The organism is Paenibacillus tyrphae, from assembly GCF_000722545.1.
GTDB classification, from domain to species: domain Bacteria; phylum Bacillota; class Bacilli; order Paenibacillales; family NBRC-103111; genus Paenibacillus_G; species Paenibacillus_G tyrfis.
The window spans coordinates 1-15,865 of record NZ_JNVM01000004.1 but is presented as its reverse complement, the minus strand read 5'-3'; the positions used below and the strand labels follow the sequence as shown (position 1 = coordinate 15,865).

The 15,865-nt window shown below is 45.1% G+C and carries 10 protein-coding genes and 1 pseudogene; 2 read left to right on the top strand and 9 right to left on the bottom strand.

Features of this window, described 5'->3' with window-relative positions:
- Window positions 1-133 precede the first annotated feature (133 nt).
- The gene (locus ET33_RS36210; protein WP_051775088.1) at window positions 134-5,428 is read left to right on the top strand and encodes a cadherin-like beta sandwich domain-containing protein; all 5,295 of its coding nucleotides are present in this window, start codon (window positions 134-136) and stop codon (window positions 5,426-5,428) included.
- A 258-nt stretch (window positions 5,429-5,686) separates the two neighbouring features.
- Here ET33_RS36210 and sigK read toward each other — a convergent pair whose 3' ends face one another.
- The 9 genes and pseudogenes from sigK to ET33_RS03465 all read right to left on the bottom strand — a co-directional run bounded on the left by sigK (window position 5,687) and on the right by ET33_RS03465 (window position 14,673).
- Window positions 5,687-6,388: an RNA polymerase sporulation sigma factor SigK gene (gene sigK / locus ET33_RS03500; protein WP_036676591.1), complete on the bottom strand. Its 702-nt coding sequence runs from the start codon at window positions 6,386-6,388 to the stop codon at window positions 5,687-5,689.
- Between the two features lie 690 nt (window positions 6,389-7,078).
- Window positions 7,079-8,200 carry a Fic family protein gene (locus tag ET33_RS03495; RefSeq protein ID WP_036676590.1) on the bottom strand — a complete coding sequence of 374 codons (1,122 nt, stop codon included), beginning with the start codon at window positions 8,198-8,200 and terminating at the stop codon, window positions 7,079-7,081.
- Between the two features lie 84 nt (window positions 8,201-8,284).
- Window positions 8,285-8,854, bottom strand: a complete 570-nt coding sequence (locus ET33_RS03490) for a ribonuclease H1 domain-containing protein (RefSeq protein ID WP_036677676.1) — start codon at window positions 8,852-8,854, stop codon at window positions 8,285-8,287.
- Window positions 8,855-8,891: 37 nt separating this feature from the next.
- Complete coding sequence (locus ET33_RS39625; RefSeq protein WP_407668073.1) at window positions 8,892-9,056, bottom strand: IS1096 element passenger TnpR family protein; 165 nt, start codon at window positions 9,054-9,056, stop codon at window positions 8,892-8,894.
- Window positions 9,057-9,102: 46 nt separating this feature from the next.
- Window positions 9,103-10,122, bottom strand: coding sequence for a hypothetical protein (locus ET33_RS03485; protein ID WP_051775087.1), 1,020 nt, complete (start codon window positions 10,120-10,122; stop codon window positions 9,103-9,105).
- Window positions 10,109-12,022, bottom strand: a complete 1,914-nt coding sequence (locus tag ET33_RS37195) for an AAA family ATPase (protein ID WP_051775086.1) — start codon at window positions 12,020-12,022, stop codon at window positions 10,109-10,111. The genes ET33_RS03485 and ET33_RS37195 overlap by 14 nt, the downstream gene beginning before the upstream one ends.
- A 380-nt stretch (window positions 12,023-12,402) precedes the next feature.
- Window positions 12,403-12,603: pseudogene (locus tag ET33_RS03475) on the bottom strand (RNA polymerase subunit sigma-70); the annotation flags it as partial.
- Window positions 12,604-12,843: 240 nt separating this feature from the next.
- Window positions 12,844-13,506 (bottom strand): response regulator transcription factor, encoded by a 663-nt coding sequence (locus ET33_RS03470; RefSeq protein ID WP_036676585.1) that lies wholly within the window; start codon window positions 13,504-13,506, stop codon window positions 12,844-12,846.
- Between the two features lie 24 nt (window positions 13,507-13,530).
- A complete protein-coding gene (locus tag ET33_RS03465) occupies window positions 13,531-14,673 on the bottom strand; it encodes a sensor histidine kinase (protein WP_036676583.1) in 1,143 nt (380 codons plus the stop codon).
- A gap of 192 nt (window positions 14,674-14,865) precedes the next feature.
- Here ET33_RS03465 and ET33_RS03460 point away from each other — a divergent pair, with 192 nt between their 5' ends.
- Window positions 14,866-15,399 carry a hypothetical protein gene (locus ET33_RS03460; RefSeq protein WP_152570585.1) on the top strand — a complete coding sequence of 178 codons (534 nt, stop codon included), beginning with the start codon at window positions 14,866-14,868 and terminating at the stop codon, window positions 15,397-15,399.
- Window positions 15,400-15,865 lie beyond the last annotated feature (466 nt).

The following is a 15,865-nucleotide window of genomic DNA, read 5'->3' as shown; positions in this document are numbered from 1 at the left end:
AGCAACCAATTAATGTGTTTTTATATTGTTTTATAGTTAAAGGAGGGAATGCCTATCTAAGTCATCGGTACAAGCACGTATGAAGCTATTTACATCAATCCATCATTCAAGCTTGTGAAAAGGAGGACTTCACTTGTTGACAGCCAAGAAATTTGTATCCGCATTCCTTGCTTGCACCATAGCAACTTCTGTTGTTTCAACAGGAGCAGGCTCTATACCGGCAGCGATCGCAGCAGCTACAGTCGACACGCCGGTCGTTTCCGTACCCGCAGGACGCTATGAGCAATCTGTTACCGTTGCGCTTAGCTCCACCACCTCAGGTGCCGACATCTATTACACGTTGGACGGGACCATGCCTGATGAAACAAGCCTTAAGTTTAACGGAACGCCGATTGTCCTTACGGAGTCCACGAATATCTCAGTGATCGCCTTGAAAGACGGCGCCTGGAGTAAACCCGCTACATACGGCTACATCATCAAAACAACCGAAAAACCGCTGCTGAAATTCGCTGCGATGTCGGATATCCATGTCGGTCCCGGCACGGATACCGAGAATGCCAAGACACGCGCAAGGTATGCCAGCAATTTCGATGTTCTTTCTTCCATCTTTCCCAATCCGGATGCCATCGTTATCGCGGGCGACATCATCAATGACAACGGTGATGGCAAAGGGCCGGATCATCTGTTTGCACGCGATGTTCTGCAAGAACAATTGGCACGCAAAAATTGGTCGGGCATGCCCGTTCAGATTGCGATCGGCAACCATGACGCAAGCGTAGCCGAAGTGAAAAACTATTACCCGGCGGAATGGTTTACTGATCAGCCGAATGGCTATTACGAGAAAACAATCGGCGGCTATTCGTTTTTCTTTTTGAACGGGAACAATTATAACGGCGACACAGGACAAAGAAACTGGCTGAAGGGTCGGCTCGCAGCAATAACAGCCGATCCGGCGAATCTGAATAAGCCTATCTTCATTACTTTGCATCATCCTGTGTCCGGCACCGCCATGGACGGCCAGCAAGGAAGCAATCAGAACCTGTATACGGATTTGAAGGATTATCCGCAAGTCTTTGTTTTATCCGGCCATTCACATTTGAATATTAACGATGATCGTTCGATCTATCAGAAAGATTTTACCGCTGTCAATCTTGGGTCCATGTCATACATCGAGGTAGATCATGGCTATTCCGCTGTAACGGAAGAAGGATTGATGGATGGGCGATTCGAATTCCCTGTCAACCAATCCCAACTCATTGAGGTATACAAGGACCGTGTAGAGATTGAACGCATGGAGTATAACGGGGATCCAGGCTCTATTTATCTGGGTGGCAAATGGCAAGGCAATAATTCCCCAACACCTTATAACAGTGCCGGCGCTTTAGCGGGAAAAAAATGGGTAGTGAAATTAATAGGCAAGACGAAGGATGAAATAAAAAGCAATTTCACGTATACCTCAAGCAACCGCAACAAAACGGCACCGCAATTCCCGGCGAACCCCGACCTTAAAGTGTTGCCGGGTTCGAATAACGTGCCGATGCTCTCGTTCAAGCAAGCCAAGGACGATCAATCCATGCATCATTATGAAATCAAAGTGTATAACCAGCGTACGGCAGAAGTCGCAAAGTCGTACAATGTTTTATCGGACTTTTACTTCTCTCCGATTCCGAACAAAATGAATATCCCGATAACGGGTCTCAGCCCGGCTACGTCCTACGTCCTTACCATAGCGGCAGTGGATGCTTACGGCAACAAAAGCGCACCTTTGCAGACTTACTTACGAACGGAAGGCACGGCACCGGAATTGACGCCTATCGATCCTAGTACGATGTGGAAGCAGCTTGTGTCCGACATGAAATTTGACGGCAATTTGAATGATGATGCTGCCGGCGCAATAGGTCTGGCCACCTCTGCTGGTAATGTCACTTATGTGTCAGGCAGATCCGGACAAGCGGCCAGCATTGCGGCCGGCAATACCAACTATATCGATCTTGGAGACAGATCCGACTTGAAGTTCGGTAATGGCGATTTCACCGTATCGTTCTGGCACGCCGGCAATCTGGCAGGTGACCAGACGGTAATCTCTAACAAAGACTGGAATTCCGGTAAGAATGCCGGATGGTATATTGGGCCTGCGACTACGAACAACATGACGCTTAACATGGCAGACGGCACCAATCGTATCGATTATTCGGCTCAAAGTGTAGGGACAGAATGGCATCACTTCACCATATCCGTAGACAGGACGAACAAGACGGCCACCACTTACGTCGACGGTGTCATGAAGGCGACCAAGGATATCACCGCACTGGGTACGTCCAGTATGGATACTCCTTATCACGTCATCATCGGTGCAGACGGTAATAAAGGAAACGGCGGAGCAACCGTTACGCTGGACGACTTAAAGATATGGAAGCGCGCCCTATCCGCCACGGAAGCCAAAGCGTTATCCGATTCGTACCAGTCGACGACTTTGTACAACTTTAATCAATTGTTAGCTAAAATTCAGGAAGCTGAACAATTCACTGCGTATGTCAAAGGAACTACAGGATTATCACTTCCCGTACAGGCACAAAATGAACTGAAGACTCGACTTGCTAACGCTAAGGCTATTACTTCTGGCGACAGCGCTGCTGCGATCGATCAAGCCTATCTCGATTTGATGTGGGCTTTGCAAACTGCCAAGAATGGCATCATCTATACATTCATTCCAAAAACGGCTTTCTCTATCCATTCTTTTAGCTCTTATGCGGACAATGAGAACGCTGTAGCCAGCAACATCTTGGACGGTCAAGAAACAACCATCTGGCATTCCAAATGGGAAGCTCCTGCTGCACCATTCCCGCATTGGGTCATTATCGATATGGAGAGCACGTATAAACTGAATGGTATTCAGAGAAAGAGCCGACCTAACCAAAGTGCGATGGAATTTCCGAAAACATTCGAATTGTACGCGTCCGATAACCCGGCCGACTTAAACGATCCTGCTTTCTTGAGCAATGCGGCCAACAAAGTCTCCGGCACGTTTGGGAAAACTTGGACAGGCAACGTATATACAGACTTTGTCTCTTTGGATAAGGCTGTGCAGGGCCGCTACGTAAAATTCGTAGTTACCGGAACCTACAATACGGATCCATCCAAAACATTTACAAGCATGAGCGAGATCGATTTTACCGGTGATAAGGTTGCAAGCGGGAACGCGAACCTGACGGATCTGAAAATTAACGGTGTCTCGGTAGACGGCTTCACACCGAATACATTGGAGTATTCGCTGAACGTTCCGAATACCGTGACGAATGCGAAAGTTACCTATACGACTTCAGAACCTCAGGCAACGGTAGTAGTTAATGGCGGCTCCAACCTTCAGGTTGGCAATAACGTTGTGACAGTGACCATAACAGCACCGAACGGAAACGTCAGATCGTATGTCATCAATCTGAACCGTGCCAACATATCGCCTGCTTCTTTGAGTGATTTGCGCGTTAACGGGGTGACGTTGAGCGGTTTCGCATGGGATAAGTTTGACTATTCATTATCGGTACCGTATGAGACCACGGTGACAAGCATAACTTATTCAACAGCAAGTCCTACTTCAACCGTGATGGTTACTGGCGGAGATAAATTAATTGTCGGTAAAAATTCGGTTACGGTTACGGTAACAGCTCAAGACGGGACTAAGAGCATTTATAGCATCGTGATTACCAGACAGCCTCAGGGGCTATCGTCCGACAGTTCCTTGCTCGATCTGCGCGTAAACGGAAAGACGTTGGATGGATTCGCTTCAGACAAGCTCAATTATTCATTGTCGGTACCGTATGAGACTACGGTGACAAGCATAACTTACTCAACAGCAAATCCAGCTGCAACCGTTGTGATTGCCGGTGGTGATAAATTAATTGTCGGAGTAAATACGGTTACGGTTACGATAACAGCTCAAGACGGAACTAAGAGTATTTATAGCATCGCGATAACCAGACAACCTCAAGCGCTATCGTCCAACGCTAACCTGCTTGATTTGCGTGTCAATAATATCGCATTGAACGGATTCGCACCGGACAAGCTGAGTTATACGGTTGATGTATCCTATGGCACAACGGTAGCGGCGGTAACTTATTCCGCCGAGCATGCCACTTCCCAAGTCGTTGTTACTGGTGGCAGCAGCCTGCTCGTCGGCTCGAATCGTATCTCTGTCCTTGTCACTGCACAGAACGGAACTTCTAAAGAATATGTGATACTAGTTCATCGATTGCCAGATTCGTCGGAATCATCAGAATCGTCACATTCATCTCCAACGGCTGTAGTACCGCCAACGAAGCCGGAGCTGCCGGGTAACTCGGCTGTGATCAAGGACGAAGACCTGCGAAAGAACTCTGCATCCATATCCGTCGCACTGACGGAAGGACAGAATCGCATTCTCATTCCAATCGCGCAGGTAGATCAGCTTAATGGGCGTCCATTACATGTCCAGGCACACGATGTAAAACTGATCGTTCCTGCTGATGTGTTGAAATCCGCAACCAGCTTGCTGCCATCTGTTGACGCCTCCGCTGTGATTACGGTGAAAATCGAACCGGTCTCAGCAGAACAAGCGAACCGGACATTAAAAGAAGCGAGCAGCAAGGATAACGGACTTTATACGCTGGGCGGAAAGGTATTCGACCTCGCGATCTTCGTGACCGATGCAGCCGGGAAGCAGTATGAAATGAATGAGTTGAAAAAGCCTGTAACCATTACATTCCCGATCCCGGTTGGAATGAATCCGAAGCTGGCCGGTATCTATAAGATTCTGGATGACGGAAGTCTTACGTACTTGGGCGGAACGCTTACAAACGGCAATACCGCAATCGAAGTCGGAATTGACCGACTCGGCCATTACGCAGTCCTTTCGTTGGAAAAAAATTATAGTGATGTAACAAGCATACATTGGGCATACTCGACGATTCAAGAGCTGTCTGCCCGACATATTGTGAACGGAGTGACGAACTCGAGCTTTGCACCAACCCAAGATGTTTCCCGTGCTGAGTTCGCATCGCTTCTCGTACGGACACTTAGTCTCAAGTCTTCCGAGACAGCTCCGTTCGGTGACGTGGCTGGAAACGCATGGTATGCCAAGGAAGTATCCGCAGCTTATAAAGCAGGCATTATCACAGGTGTTTCCCAACAAATGTTCGATCCGAATCGAAGCATTACCAGAGAAGAGATGGCCATTATGCTTGTCCGCGCTTATGAATATCGAACGGGTGTAAAATTAGAAAAAGCTTCAACGGAAATCTCTGATGCTCCAATGATCAGCGATTGGGCTTTGCCTTATGTTAATAGTGCAATCAAAGCGAAGTTGTTGACGGGACGCCAAGAAGGGCTGTTCGTACCAGCTGAACACACGACACGAGCAGAAGCGGCTCAAGCGGTTTACAACTTATTGAAATAAAAAGAAACACCCCCTCAAAGTGGTGTCTTGGCTTCAAAGCGGATTCAGGTACTTTGCGGGGGGCCCCGAAATTAAAACTTCTATAAAGTTGTCGCCAACCAGCTGTATGAGAGGCTGGTTGGCGATCTTCTGCACATCGAGTAGACCCGCCCTCACCCCCAATCGAACAGCAACAAAGTATTGTTTCTTAAACAAAGATTATCTGAACGTATTGGTACAACGTGTCAATGACCGCAACAAGGCAAGCTATTACCGTGTTTATCTCTTCGCCTTATAAAACTCATGATATAGCTTCATGAGAGCTCTTTTCTCAATCCTAGACACATAACTTCGCGATATGCCTAACTCCTTCGCGATCTCCCGCTGAGTCCGCTCTTCTCCACCATGCTCTAGTCCGAACCGCCCTACAACGACTTCTTTTTCGCGGTCGTCGAGAATATCCAGGTTTTTGTAAATCTTGCTTTTCTCGATCTTGAGCTGCACTTTATCCACCACCTCGTCGGAGTCCGTGCCAAGGATATCTATAAGAGTAATCTCATTTCCCTCCTTGTCCGTCCCAATCGGGTCGTGCAGCGATACGTCCTTGCGCGTCTTTTTCAGCGAGCGAAGATGCATCAGAATTTCGTTCTCGATACACCGCGCCGCGAAGGTCGCCAGCTTGGTCCCTTTGTCGGGGGAAAACGATTCAATCGCTTTGATCAAACCGATCGTACCGATGGAGATCAAATCCTCCAGATCCTCCCCCGTATTGTCGAATTTCTTGACGATGTGCGCGACAAGCCGGAGGTTATGCTCGATGAGCACGTTGCGCGAGTGTTGATTGCCTTGAGCCATCAGCTTCAAATGTTTGTCTTCTTCATCCTCCGCCAAGGGCTGGGGAAACGCGTTGTTTTTTACGTAGGAAACGAGCAAAGTAAGCTGCTTAATAAATAAAGCTACGGCACTGAACAATCCGGGCATTCCAGCCACCCCCTAAGGTGTTTGCCGATCAACGGTCTCAGAAGTCTTCGCGCAAAGATTAGTATTAGTGTATGTGGGCGAAAGCCCGGAAGTGCCTGTACACAAAAGTTTACATCCGCTCGAAGAAAAAGAGACATTCCCCCGTGAAGGTTTTTGCGATTTCTTCGACTGGACTTGAAAAGTCTCTTCATCAAAAAATTATACGATTCGCCACTTGGCACTAATTTGCTTTCGATAAGTTATTTATTATAACTGCAATTCAGCTCTATTTATCATAATTTTCCGTTTTATGGAGATACTTAATACTTTCACCCCGTATTTGTTATTTAAAAATAGGCATAACTTGTTCAAAATCGGCCGGCACTGCGGCAACCTTTCGGTACGGTATGGGTGCTGTTGGCAACGTGGCCAATTTTGTCTAATGGGATCATATCCACTATAATCGCTTCATGGTCATGCGGATTATTCGAGTCTTTGATCAAGTGAACGATCTAACCCGGCTTTAGAAACGTTATCCCATAGTAGTGCTGTGTTCCTGTGATGGCGATGTATAGGTTAATTCATTTTGCTCACTTCCGTCTGTCTTTTCTCCATTATGACGGTTCGTAGCGACCATAGATTGTCAGCGAATGTACGTTCTGATATGAAAGAAGCACTGCGGCATCTCAGGTTGAGATCGCAGTGCTTCTTTCATTTTAGAAAATGGGCGAACTTATCCGGCGCATTCCGAATTTCTTGTGCCAATTTCTCGTACGCCGCTGATAATTTAATCGAACGAACTCTTTTGGCGTCTTGATCGCGCGGTTCAATAAATCCTTCTTCTCTCCAATGACTTACCTTTTCCCTTATCGAACGATCCGACAAACGCAACAGGTCCCTCAATTCGCTCGTCGTCAGTGTATCTTGTTTAAAGGTTAATTGGGCGAACACCATTCTCTGCTGAGGATCTAGCTTTCGAATCAGATCCGGTTCGATTTTCGTCATTTGGGCAGATTTCTCCGTTACGATGGCAGCGGCCTCTTGAAATACCTCAGCCAAACCATCGATAAAGAATTCCAACCATGGCGTCAATTCAGCCTCGTTACGTCCAAAATAATAATTGTGGTGGAGTCCTAACTGGAGTCGGCGATAATATTCAGCCAAATTGCGATCGTAGAAATTCTCGAGAACGAATAATCCTTTTAGCCCAAATCCGCCTCGGCGTAGAAGATAAGTCGTGATCATCCGGGCAGTTCGGCCATTCCCGTCCATATACGGATGGATCGTTAGAAACTGCCACATGAAAATCCCTGCTTTGATTGGAACAGGAACCGAGTAAGATTCCGGTGAGTTAATCCAGGCAACCAAATCCTCCATTAATACAGGGACGTCTTTCCATTCCGGGGGCAGATAAAATCCGGAAGCATTACGGCTACCTACTTGGTTTTGCTCTTCGCGATATTCACTAACGCGTGGTCTTCGGCCGTGCAATATTTTGATAATGGCATGCAGCTTCTTTATAAACTCTTCTGTGACTGGGAGGTGCCTTCTTTCGGCTTCATCCAAGTATTCCAAAGCTTTCATCAAGTTATAAACTTCCTGCTCTTCATTGTCACTGCTGGTTTGGTACAATACCTTTCGTTTCGTTGCCTCGTCGAGCGTATTTCCCTCAATTTTTGTTGAAAGAATGACCGTCTTTTCCATAGATTCTTTCTTGAGCAGGTCCAAAATTGATGCGGGCAATGGAAGCAAATCCACTACGGCACTGGCGCGCTGTATATCCATCAGTCTGCGGGCAATGGTATCCGTTATTGAATATTTGGGTGTGAACATAAAATCACCTTCCTCAATAATTACATTATACCATTGCCGCTATTTTGCCGCAAAGTGATATTTCATTAAGCAGTGCGACCTTTTCTATTCAGTTTTTTCTTTGAGGATCAAGTCGATCCATTCCTTATGTTCACGCCAACCATTTAACACACGAATGCCCTGGTATGCAAGCTTTTTTACCCATTCCGTTTCCGAACGAAGGGAATCAGCGTTTGTTGGCTGTGTATCAACGACCAGGAATTCCGGTTCGAGACCATCCTTCCGAATACTTGCAATCCTTTTTTTATAGGCTCTGTTTTTATTAGAATCACGCAAGTGGCCGACTTTCCTATGTTCAACATCACGAGTTTGTCCGACGTAAAATGGTGTCTGGGTTCGAGGATCAATAATAAGATAAGTATAGTAAGGCCCTGGTTCTTCATCTGTTTCGATAGACTGAATTTCCAAGGAAATCTCTGATTGATCAAAATGGTAGGTAGGACTTCTTGTCTCTGGGGACATCTGCTGCCACCATATCTCTGCTAGCTCTAACTTCGAAAATGATTTATAGACGGCGCCTCTATACCCTTCAACGTTTTGTTTGGCCCCCCCATCCCATTTGTTAAAAATCCCTGGTTGGAGCCCTTTAACTACCACGTAGAATTTTGTTTTCACGGAATTCCCTCCCCAAAGGTCTTCGTTCCATTTCTCTTCAGCTTTTCTCCATAAAAACGCGGGTTAGCTTCACAGGATTTTTGCTCTCCGACCGCTGCTCTGGATGATTGGGAGCAAGTAGTACTTCCAGCAATTGCTGATGTCCCCAAACGCCTCCCACATCTTCCTGAGGACAGCTGCGAGCTCCATCCAGACACAACACAAGGGTATAGGATCGGAAGCTATAGATGTGTCTAGGCCGCAAAACTTTACCAAATATATAATTCCAACTCTTCGACAATATCCTGTGTAATTTTGGCTAATACTTTTTTATCCTGGTTTTCATGTCCTACGTAGTTGGACGTAATCATTTGGATCACATCTTCACGGCTAGAAAAGAGCAGGCCTCTATACCGATCATACAATTCATCAACTTGTGATTCAGAATAAACGACCTTTTTCTTAATCAAATCGAGCACATGATCTTTGTGATGATTATATAACTCCTTGATTTTGAATACCTGAAGGTTATTTTTAACTTTCTGCTTCAGTACAGGATCTGTGCATGTGTCTCGTATGACGATTTCAAATTCTTCGCCTTTGCCAAACAAATAATCAATCTGGGATGTATCTCCCGGTTTTAATTTGCTTTTGTCAGCCATGTCGATTCCGAATTTGAAATATTGGCCGAACTCATCTACATAGGGATGTAAATGCGTGTCTATTGTGAAATCATCGGTTCCTTTGAGATCGGAATTGCATATGCTGCAACAGGGAATCAGATTGTATAAGGATGTTGCCAGATATGGATACGTCGCTTTGTCATAGAAATGGTCGAGCCGCGCACGTGTCTTCCCTTTGTTGGCCGGGTCGTCGCTGATGACCATAAACGTATATTGGCGATTGCAGTAAGGGCAAACGTTTACATTTAACTTGGAAACCAGTTGATAGGCCCCCCATTTTGCTGGCGGATAGCTCGTAACAAAAGTCTTATAATTGAATATTTTAATTAATTCCTTGCATAGTGCGGTTTTTCTAGAGGGTTCATCTTCGAATGTTATTCCATATGTCCCCTTGATTTCCTTCGCGATTCGATCTAACCCCTGTGGTTTACCGATTAGGATTTCGTCGATATGATCTCGAATATAGGTGTAAAAAGGCTTGTTTCGAGCGTATCTGGCTCCAATCTTCTTATCCAACTTGCGTGTAATTTTTGTTTTAAAATGTTTCAGATGCTCACTCTCAACTTCCGCCATATTGACCAGATTATCCGCATTAATTAAAATCATTACTTTTCCCTCGTTTCAACTCCTCAATCTCGATTTGCATCTTTTTGATCGTTTCGAGGAGCTGCCTGTTAACTTGAGTATTGTCCGCATACTCTTGAATCTTATTTTTCAACATACTGGATATTTTCGTTCGCAGCACAGATTCCCCGATTTGCCCAATCAGGGATTCAAGTTCCGTCCGTCGTTTAAACAATTCTGGGGACGGGGTTTCGTTGATCGTGTTGATGAGCGATAATAAAACTTGATTCGCAAATTCACCAATAAGCCCGGTCTTTATAAAAAAGGCATCAGCAAATAACGTATGAATGTTAGCGGCAAAAGTTTGTTTGGTTTCCTGCAGCCCGTCAATGACCCGGCATCCATTCTCCCCTTTATCAATAAAAATCAGGTTAGACTTGGGCAAATCGGAAATGATGATGGGTGAATTGGAAGTAAGAATGATTTGAATATTCCGATTGGTATAGACAGATGGTAAATAACGAATCAAATTGTATAAAAAGTTCTTTTGCCATTCAGGGTGTAAATATAGTTCGCCTTCATCAATAAGAATCAATACATTTTTCTGAAGCTGCATATTGCTTGCGATCTGTTGATGGTCCGTTAAGGCATAAAATCTTGCATAGCAGCTTAAAAATGCTTTTTGCCCCGAGCTTAAATCTCCCCAGTCAAAATCAAGAAACGGCGTAAAGCGTGCCGCTTCCAAATGTAAATCTAGTAATTTCTTCAAAGAAGATTCGGATTCGTTTTCCGAACCGTCCAGTGGAATGATAAAAGAGTAATCGACAGGGCTGACGGTATCCTTGGTTATATGTACTTCAAAAAAATCAATTAATTGTTTGATGCAATCAAGCCAACGGCAAAGTGAATCGTGACTGTATTTATCATGTTTAACCATCTGAATCATCATTTGGAGAATAAGAATTAATTTTTTATGTAAACTCACCTTTTCATCGAATGCATACTCTAAAGTAATGTTATCAAATATGAGTGCCCACTTCATTTTTTGTAGTTCATGAAAGAATGTATTCATGAGCGAACCCCAAAAGTGTTTCTTTACTTTATCGATCCAATGTTGTTCTGAATTTGAATTCACTAAATCTCTTATGAAGTGCTCAAGTTTAAAAAGATTTCTTTTCCTTTTGTTCTTCGAATCTACAGCCTGAAACTCGAAACGAGTGGGCCGTGCGGTTACAATCACACGTTCTGGGAGTTTGATAGGTAAATCCTGCATTTCATATCGGTTACTATAGATAAAATGAAGTTGTTTTCGAATTTCCTCCCGCCGATACAATTCCGTTTCGCTAATTAAAAAGTTCTCATCCATTTCTACGATGTCACGTTTATATTGCTTCACTAAGTAATTCGTGGAAATATTACGCATCCCCGCCCATTCGCGTTCTTGTCGGGCGTCGAAGATGTTGGAATAAAATACAACCGTTGTGTCGCTTATGACAGAAGTAAACAACGGAAGCATTTTATCTGCTTTTTCCTCATAATAATAGGGTTCTTCGAAATCAAAGTCATAAAAGTTACCTTTTTCAATCCCTAGGTCGGAATGAACAAAAATTATTCCCTTCCCCTTCTCATCTCGCATAATGACGATTGCTTTAACTAAAAGTCCTCCTGCCCCCTCGACAAGGTTCTCCTTTATGTATTCCAAAATGGTTGTTTTGCCGGCACCATTTTTACCGATTATGCCTGTCACGTTCACGATCTTACCATGCTCAGGGTCGCGTTCTTTACCTATTTGAAAGAATTGGGGCAGATACTGATCATTTCTCTCAACCCGTAGTTCCTTTGAAGCCTTGTTATATCTAAAACGGAGCTCATTACTGAAATTAAGCTGTTGTTCTTTAAATACACCTCTGTAGTTGTTTAAATAAATATATAATAGCTCCATTTCGCACCTCGTTATATGGAAAAATAATTATTGCCCAAAATGCAAGAATATTGTGAAGCAAAGTATGAATGCCATCAAAATCGAGAATAATTTCGGCCCGAGAATTGGCTTAACTCGGGTGAATATAGTGCAATAATACCATATTTTTCATGACCGGAAAATAAAAATAGGCAATTAGTACTTAGTGAATTTTATTACAAAAGTATGATTAGGAATGTTACTTTTTTACCAAACAAAAAAAGAGGCCCTTTGGCCTCTGAATCATGTCAAGGATACTTCCGGTTCGTCCACAAAGGTTTTTGTATGGCTTTTGCTAATCCGTTTTACTTTGGCTCTAAACTGAAGGAAGTAATTATGACGTTTGACTTTGCTCATATCATCTTGACGATGTGCGCGACAAGCCGAAGGTTATGCTCAATGAGCACGTTGCGCGAGTGTTGATTGCCTTGAGCCATCAGCTTCAAATGTTTGTCTTCTTCATCCTCTGCCAAGGGCTGGGGAAACGCGTTGTTTTTTACGTAGGAAACGAGCAAAGTAAGCTGTTTAATAAATAAAGCTACGGCACTGAACAATCCGGGCATTCCAGCCACCCCCTAAGGTGTTTGCCGATCAACGGTCTCAGAAGTCTTCGCGCAAAGATTAGTATTAGTGTATGTGGGCGAAAGCCCGGAAGTGCCTGTACACAAAAGTTTACATCCATTTCGCACGGCCGCAGCGTCGAAGCTACCGAAATCGTCCATACAAAAAAGACATTCCCTCGTAAGAGAGAATGCCTCTATGTTGATGTGTAAACGCCGTTCAGGAACTTGAGGAAGTTTCATTCATTTCACGAGTTTACGGCGTATGCCCATCACTACCGCCTGGGTGCGGTCCTCTACGCCCAGCTTCTGAATGATATTGTGGATGTGAGTTTTAATGGTGCCTTCCGAGACATGAAGGATACCGGCCAGTTCATGATTTCGCCTGCCATAGGCGAGCAATTGCAAAACTTCTAGCTCCCGATCGGTTAGCGGATTGGCAGGCAGTTTGTCATAGGCTGCCGTTTCTTCCAAATTCGGATTCAGAATTTGAGTGAAGGCTTGCTTCGCAGTCGTCGTGTTGTAAATCATGGCCCCCCGATCCATGGCGCGAATGCCTTCGAGCAATGCTTCCGTTTCGGTATCCTTCAACAAATAGCCAACAGCCCCGGCGCGAATACCGTTAAAAACATATTCCTGTACGTCGAACGTTGTAAGGAGGACGACTTTAACGCCGGGCAACGATTGGACAATCTCTTTAGTTGCCGAGATGCCGTCTGAACCGGGCATTTGTATGTCCAAAATGACCACATCGGGAGTGGTGCGCAAGGCGGCGGCCACCGCTTCATCACCGTCCGCCGCTTCTCCCACAACTTGCATGTCGGGCTGGCTATCGATAATATAACGCAACCCTTTGCGAACAAAGGGCTGATCGTCGGCAAGCACGATACGAATGGATTTCATAATCTCATCTCCTTGTCACCGGCCTTTTTAGGTCAACGGTATGACCGCTTCAACCTTCAGACCTTGCGGCGTATTGAAAGAAAACGAACAATGCCCGTTTACGGATTCGCATCGTTCCTTCATTCCACTGAGGCCGAAGCCGCTCTCCAGAGGCTTTTTTCCATTATAGGCTCCATTGTCGGCAACCGTGAGTCGGACACGCCCACCTGCCTCCTCGACCGTCACGGTAGCGTGATCAGCATCGGCATGCCGCAATATATTCGTAAGGGATTCCTGCAATATGCGATAAAGAACGGTGCTGCGCTCCAACGTCCATTCCGAAATATTGCCGCACTGAAAAAATTCGATCTGGAGCTTCGAGTTGGATTGTGTTTGCGATACGAGTCCTTTCAACGCAATAATGCCGAGCCCTTTCTCGTCATCCGACCACTCCCGAACGGCCGTTCTGATTTCCTCCATCCCTTTTCGCGCTACCTTTAGAAGTTCCTCGACGCTTTCCTCCGCAGCTGCCGGTTCTTTGCCAAAAATAAGCTTTAGCGCTTGCAGTTGGACGATCAGAGAAGTCATGTGATGCCCGAGACCGTCATGAATATCTCGTGCCAGCCTTGTCCTTTCCGAAATCGCTGCATATCGCATGGAATGGACCGCGGCTTCTTGAAGCTCGGCATGCGCTTGTTTCAACTCTGCAAGCTGCCTCTCATTCTCCTGGTTGGCTGCCTTCAGCAACGTCAGACTGCGGATTGAAATATAAACGCCGATTAAGGCCAGTATGTCCCCGTAAGATATTTTATCGGTACAGGACAGAAGAACGATTACAACGCCGGTTAAAACAGCAAGAGAAGTCGTGACCCGGCTCCAAGCCGGTTGTGCTCTTGCCAGAAGAAAAACAAGCGGCCATAGCAAAAAATTGTCGGGATATCCTGTATGCAACCCGCGTACCGTAACCGCCGCAGCAATCAATATGGCGGTAACCAGGATGTATCGGGATGCATTCCATGACGACGGATTCGACCAAAGCATCCAGACGTAAACCGCAACAATGCCCGTGCTTATCCCAAAAACTTGGAATCCATAGAAAAAGACATGATTATAAACCAAGAGCAACAAGGCGAGGGTACTGATGACATGGCTGACGTTCTGATCGATCATTTGAAAAAATGATTTTTCCATACGGACATTCCTTCGCATGCTATGATTTATTTATTTTATCACATGAGGACGACACCTAACCTCCATCGATCGATATAGACGAACGTCGTAAATCAACCTTAGATAGATGAAGGGAAAAGCAGCATGTGATACCGTTGGTGAGGAGAACAACCTGATCAGGTTCTTGACAAATAGAATGAAAGGAATAGTGATATGGGGACGCATCAGATTGGGAATTTAGCCAGCGTGATCGAAGGAGGGCTCAGCTCCTTGTTACATGGGCCCATGCTAGCATTGGTCATTATTGCTGTTGTCGTTTATGTAGTGATTAGGAAATTGATGCCCAAAAAAGTAGATCGTGGAGATATTTTGGTTCTTCCGATCCTTGCCGGTTACAAGGCGTTCACCAGCTTGCCCAAAGACATGACCATCCTGATGAACACGGAGTTATTTCTAGTGTGCATCGTCTCCATTGTAATTGGGGTATGGCAAGGAATAAGCACACAGGTTTACAGCAAACAAGGGATTCTTTATTCCAAAAGTGGACCTTCATATATCATAGCCTGGATATGCTACCTTGCCGCTAGAATACTGATTAAACTGATTTTTGAAGGCAGTTTAACAGGCGGCGGAGACTGGCTGACGTGGGCGGGAATAGCACTTTCATCCGGGGCTATGAGCGGGATATTGTATCTTCGTTATCCGGAAATCGGAAAAGTCATCGCGAGGAGCGGGGAGCGTAAGTAAGGTCTAAATCACGCTTATTGTCCGATAGCCATTTTAAGAAATCAAATGGAAGTAGCAGTGTTGATCACTTCTTGCATCGTTTTATTCCGATTTTTTTAAAAGCACTCTTAAAGATAAATATAAAGTCGAACTTAGAAGAGTTATCCCAACGACATTCCAAATTAGTTCCATAGAAACACCGCCCAATCTCAATTCATGAATCTATAATACTACTATTGGAATTATTTGTCGAATTAAATAGGCATTTTAGACCAATTACGACTGATGCAGGTCAAGCGCGTACTAAAAAAGGGAATGCAGATGCTGGTAACATCTACACTCCCACACACAATAGCCGCGTTTAAGAGCGGTGGCTTCAAAGGTATATCGTTAGAAAATAGGTCGCATCCCTCTGCTAACAGGGCGGCCTATTTCTTTTTTGTTAAGGTACAGGAACGACTGCCCTTGAACACTCCCGCCACCTGCG

Excerpts from the sequence above, each read along its gene's own strand:
- ET33_RS03485 (WP_051775087.1), bottom strand. The coding sequence starts at position 10,122 with ATGATTTTAATTAATGCGGATAATCTGGTCAATATGGCGGAAGTTGAG.
- ET33_RS03495 (WP_036676590.1), bottom strand. The coding sequence starts at position 8,200 with ATGTTCACACCCAAATATTCAATAACGGATACCATTGCCCGCAGACTG.
- ET33_RS03460 (WP_152570585.1), top strand. The coding sequence starts at position 14,866 with ATGGGGACGCATCAGATTGGGAATTTAGCCAGCGTGATCGAAGGAGGG.
- ET33_RS03465 (WP_036676583.1), bottom strand. The coding sequence starts at position 14,673 with ATGGAAAAATCATTTTTTCAAATGATCGATCAGAACGTCAGCCATGTC.
- ET33_RS37195 (WP_051775086.1), bottom strand. The coding sequence starts at position 12,022 with ATGGAGCTATTATATATTTATTTAAACAACTACAGAGGTGTATTTAAA.
- sigK (WP_036676591.1), bottom strand. The coding sequence starts at position 6,388 with ATGCCCGGATTGTTCAGTGCCGTAGCTTTATTTATTAAGCAGCTTACT.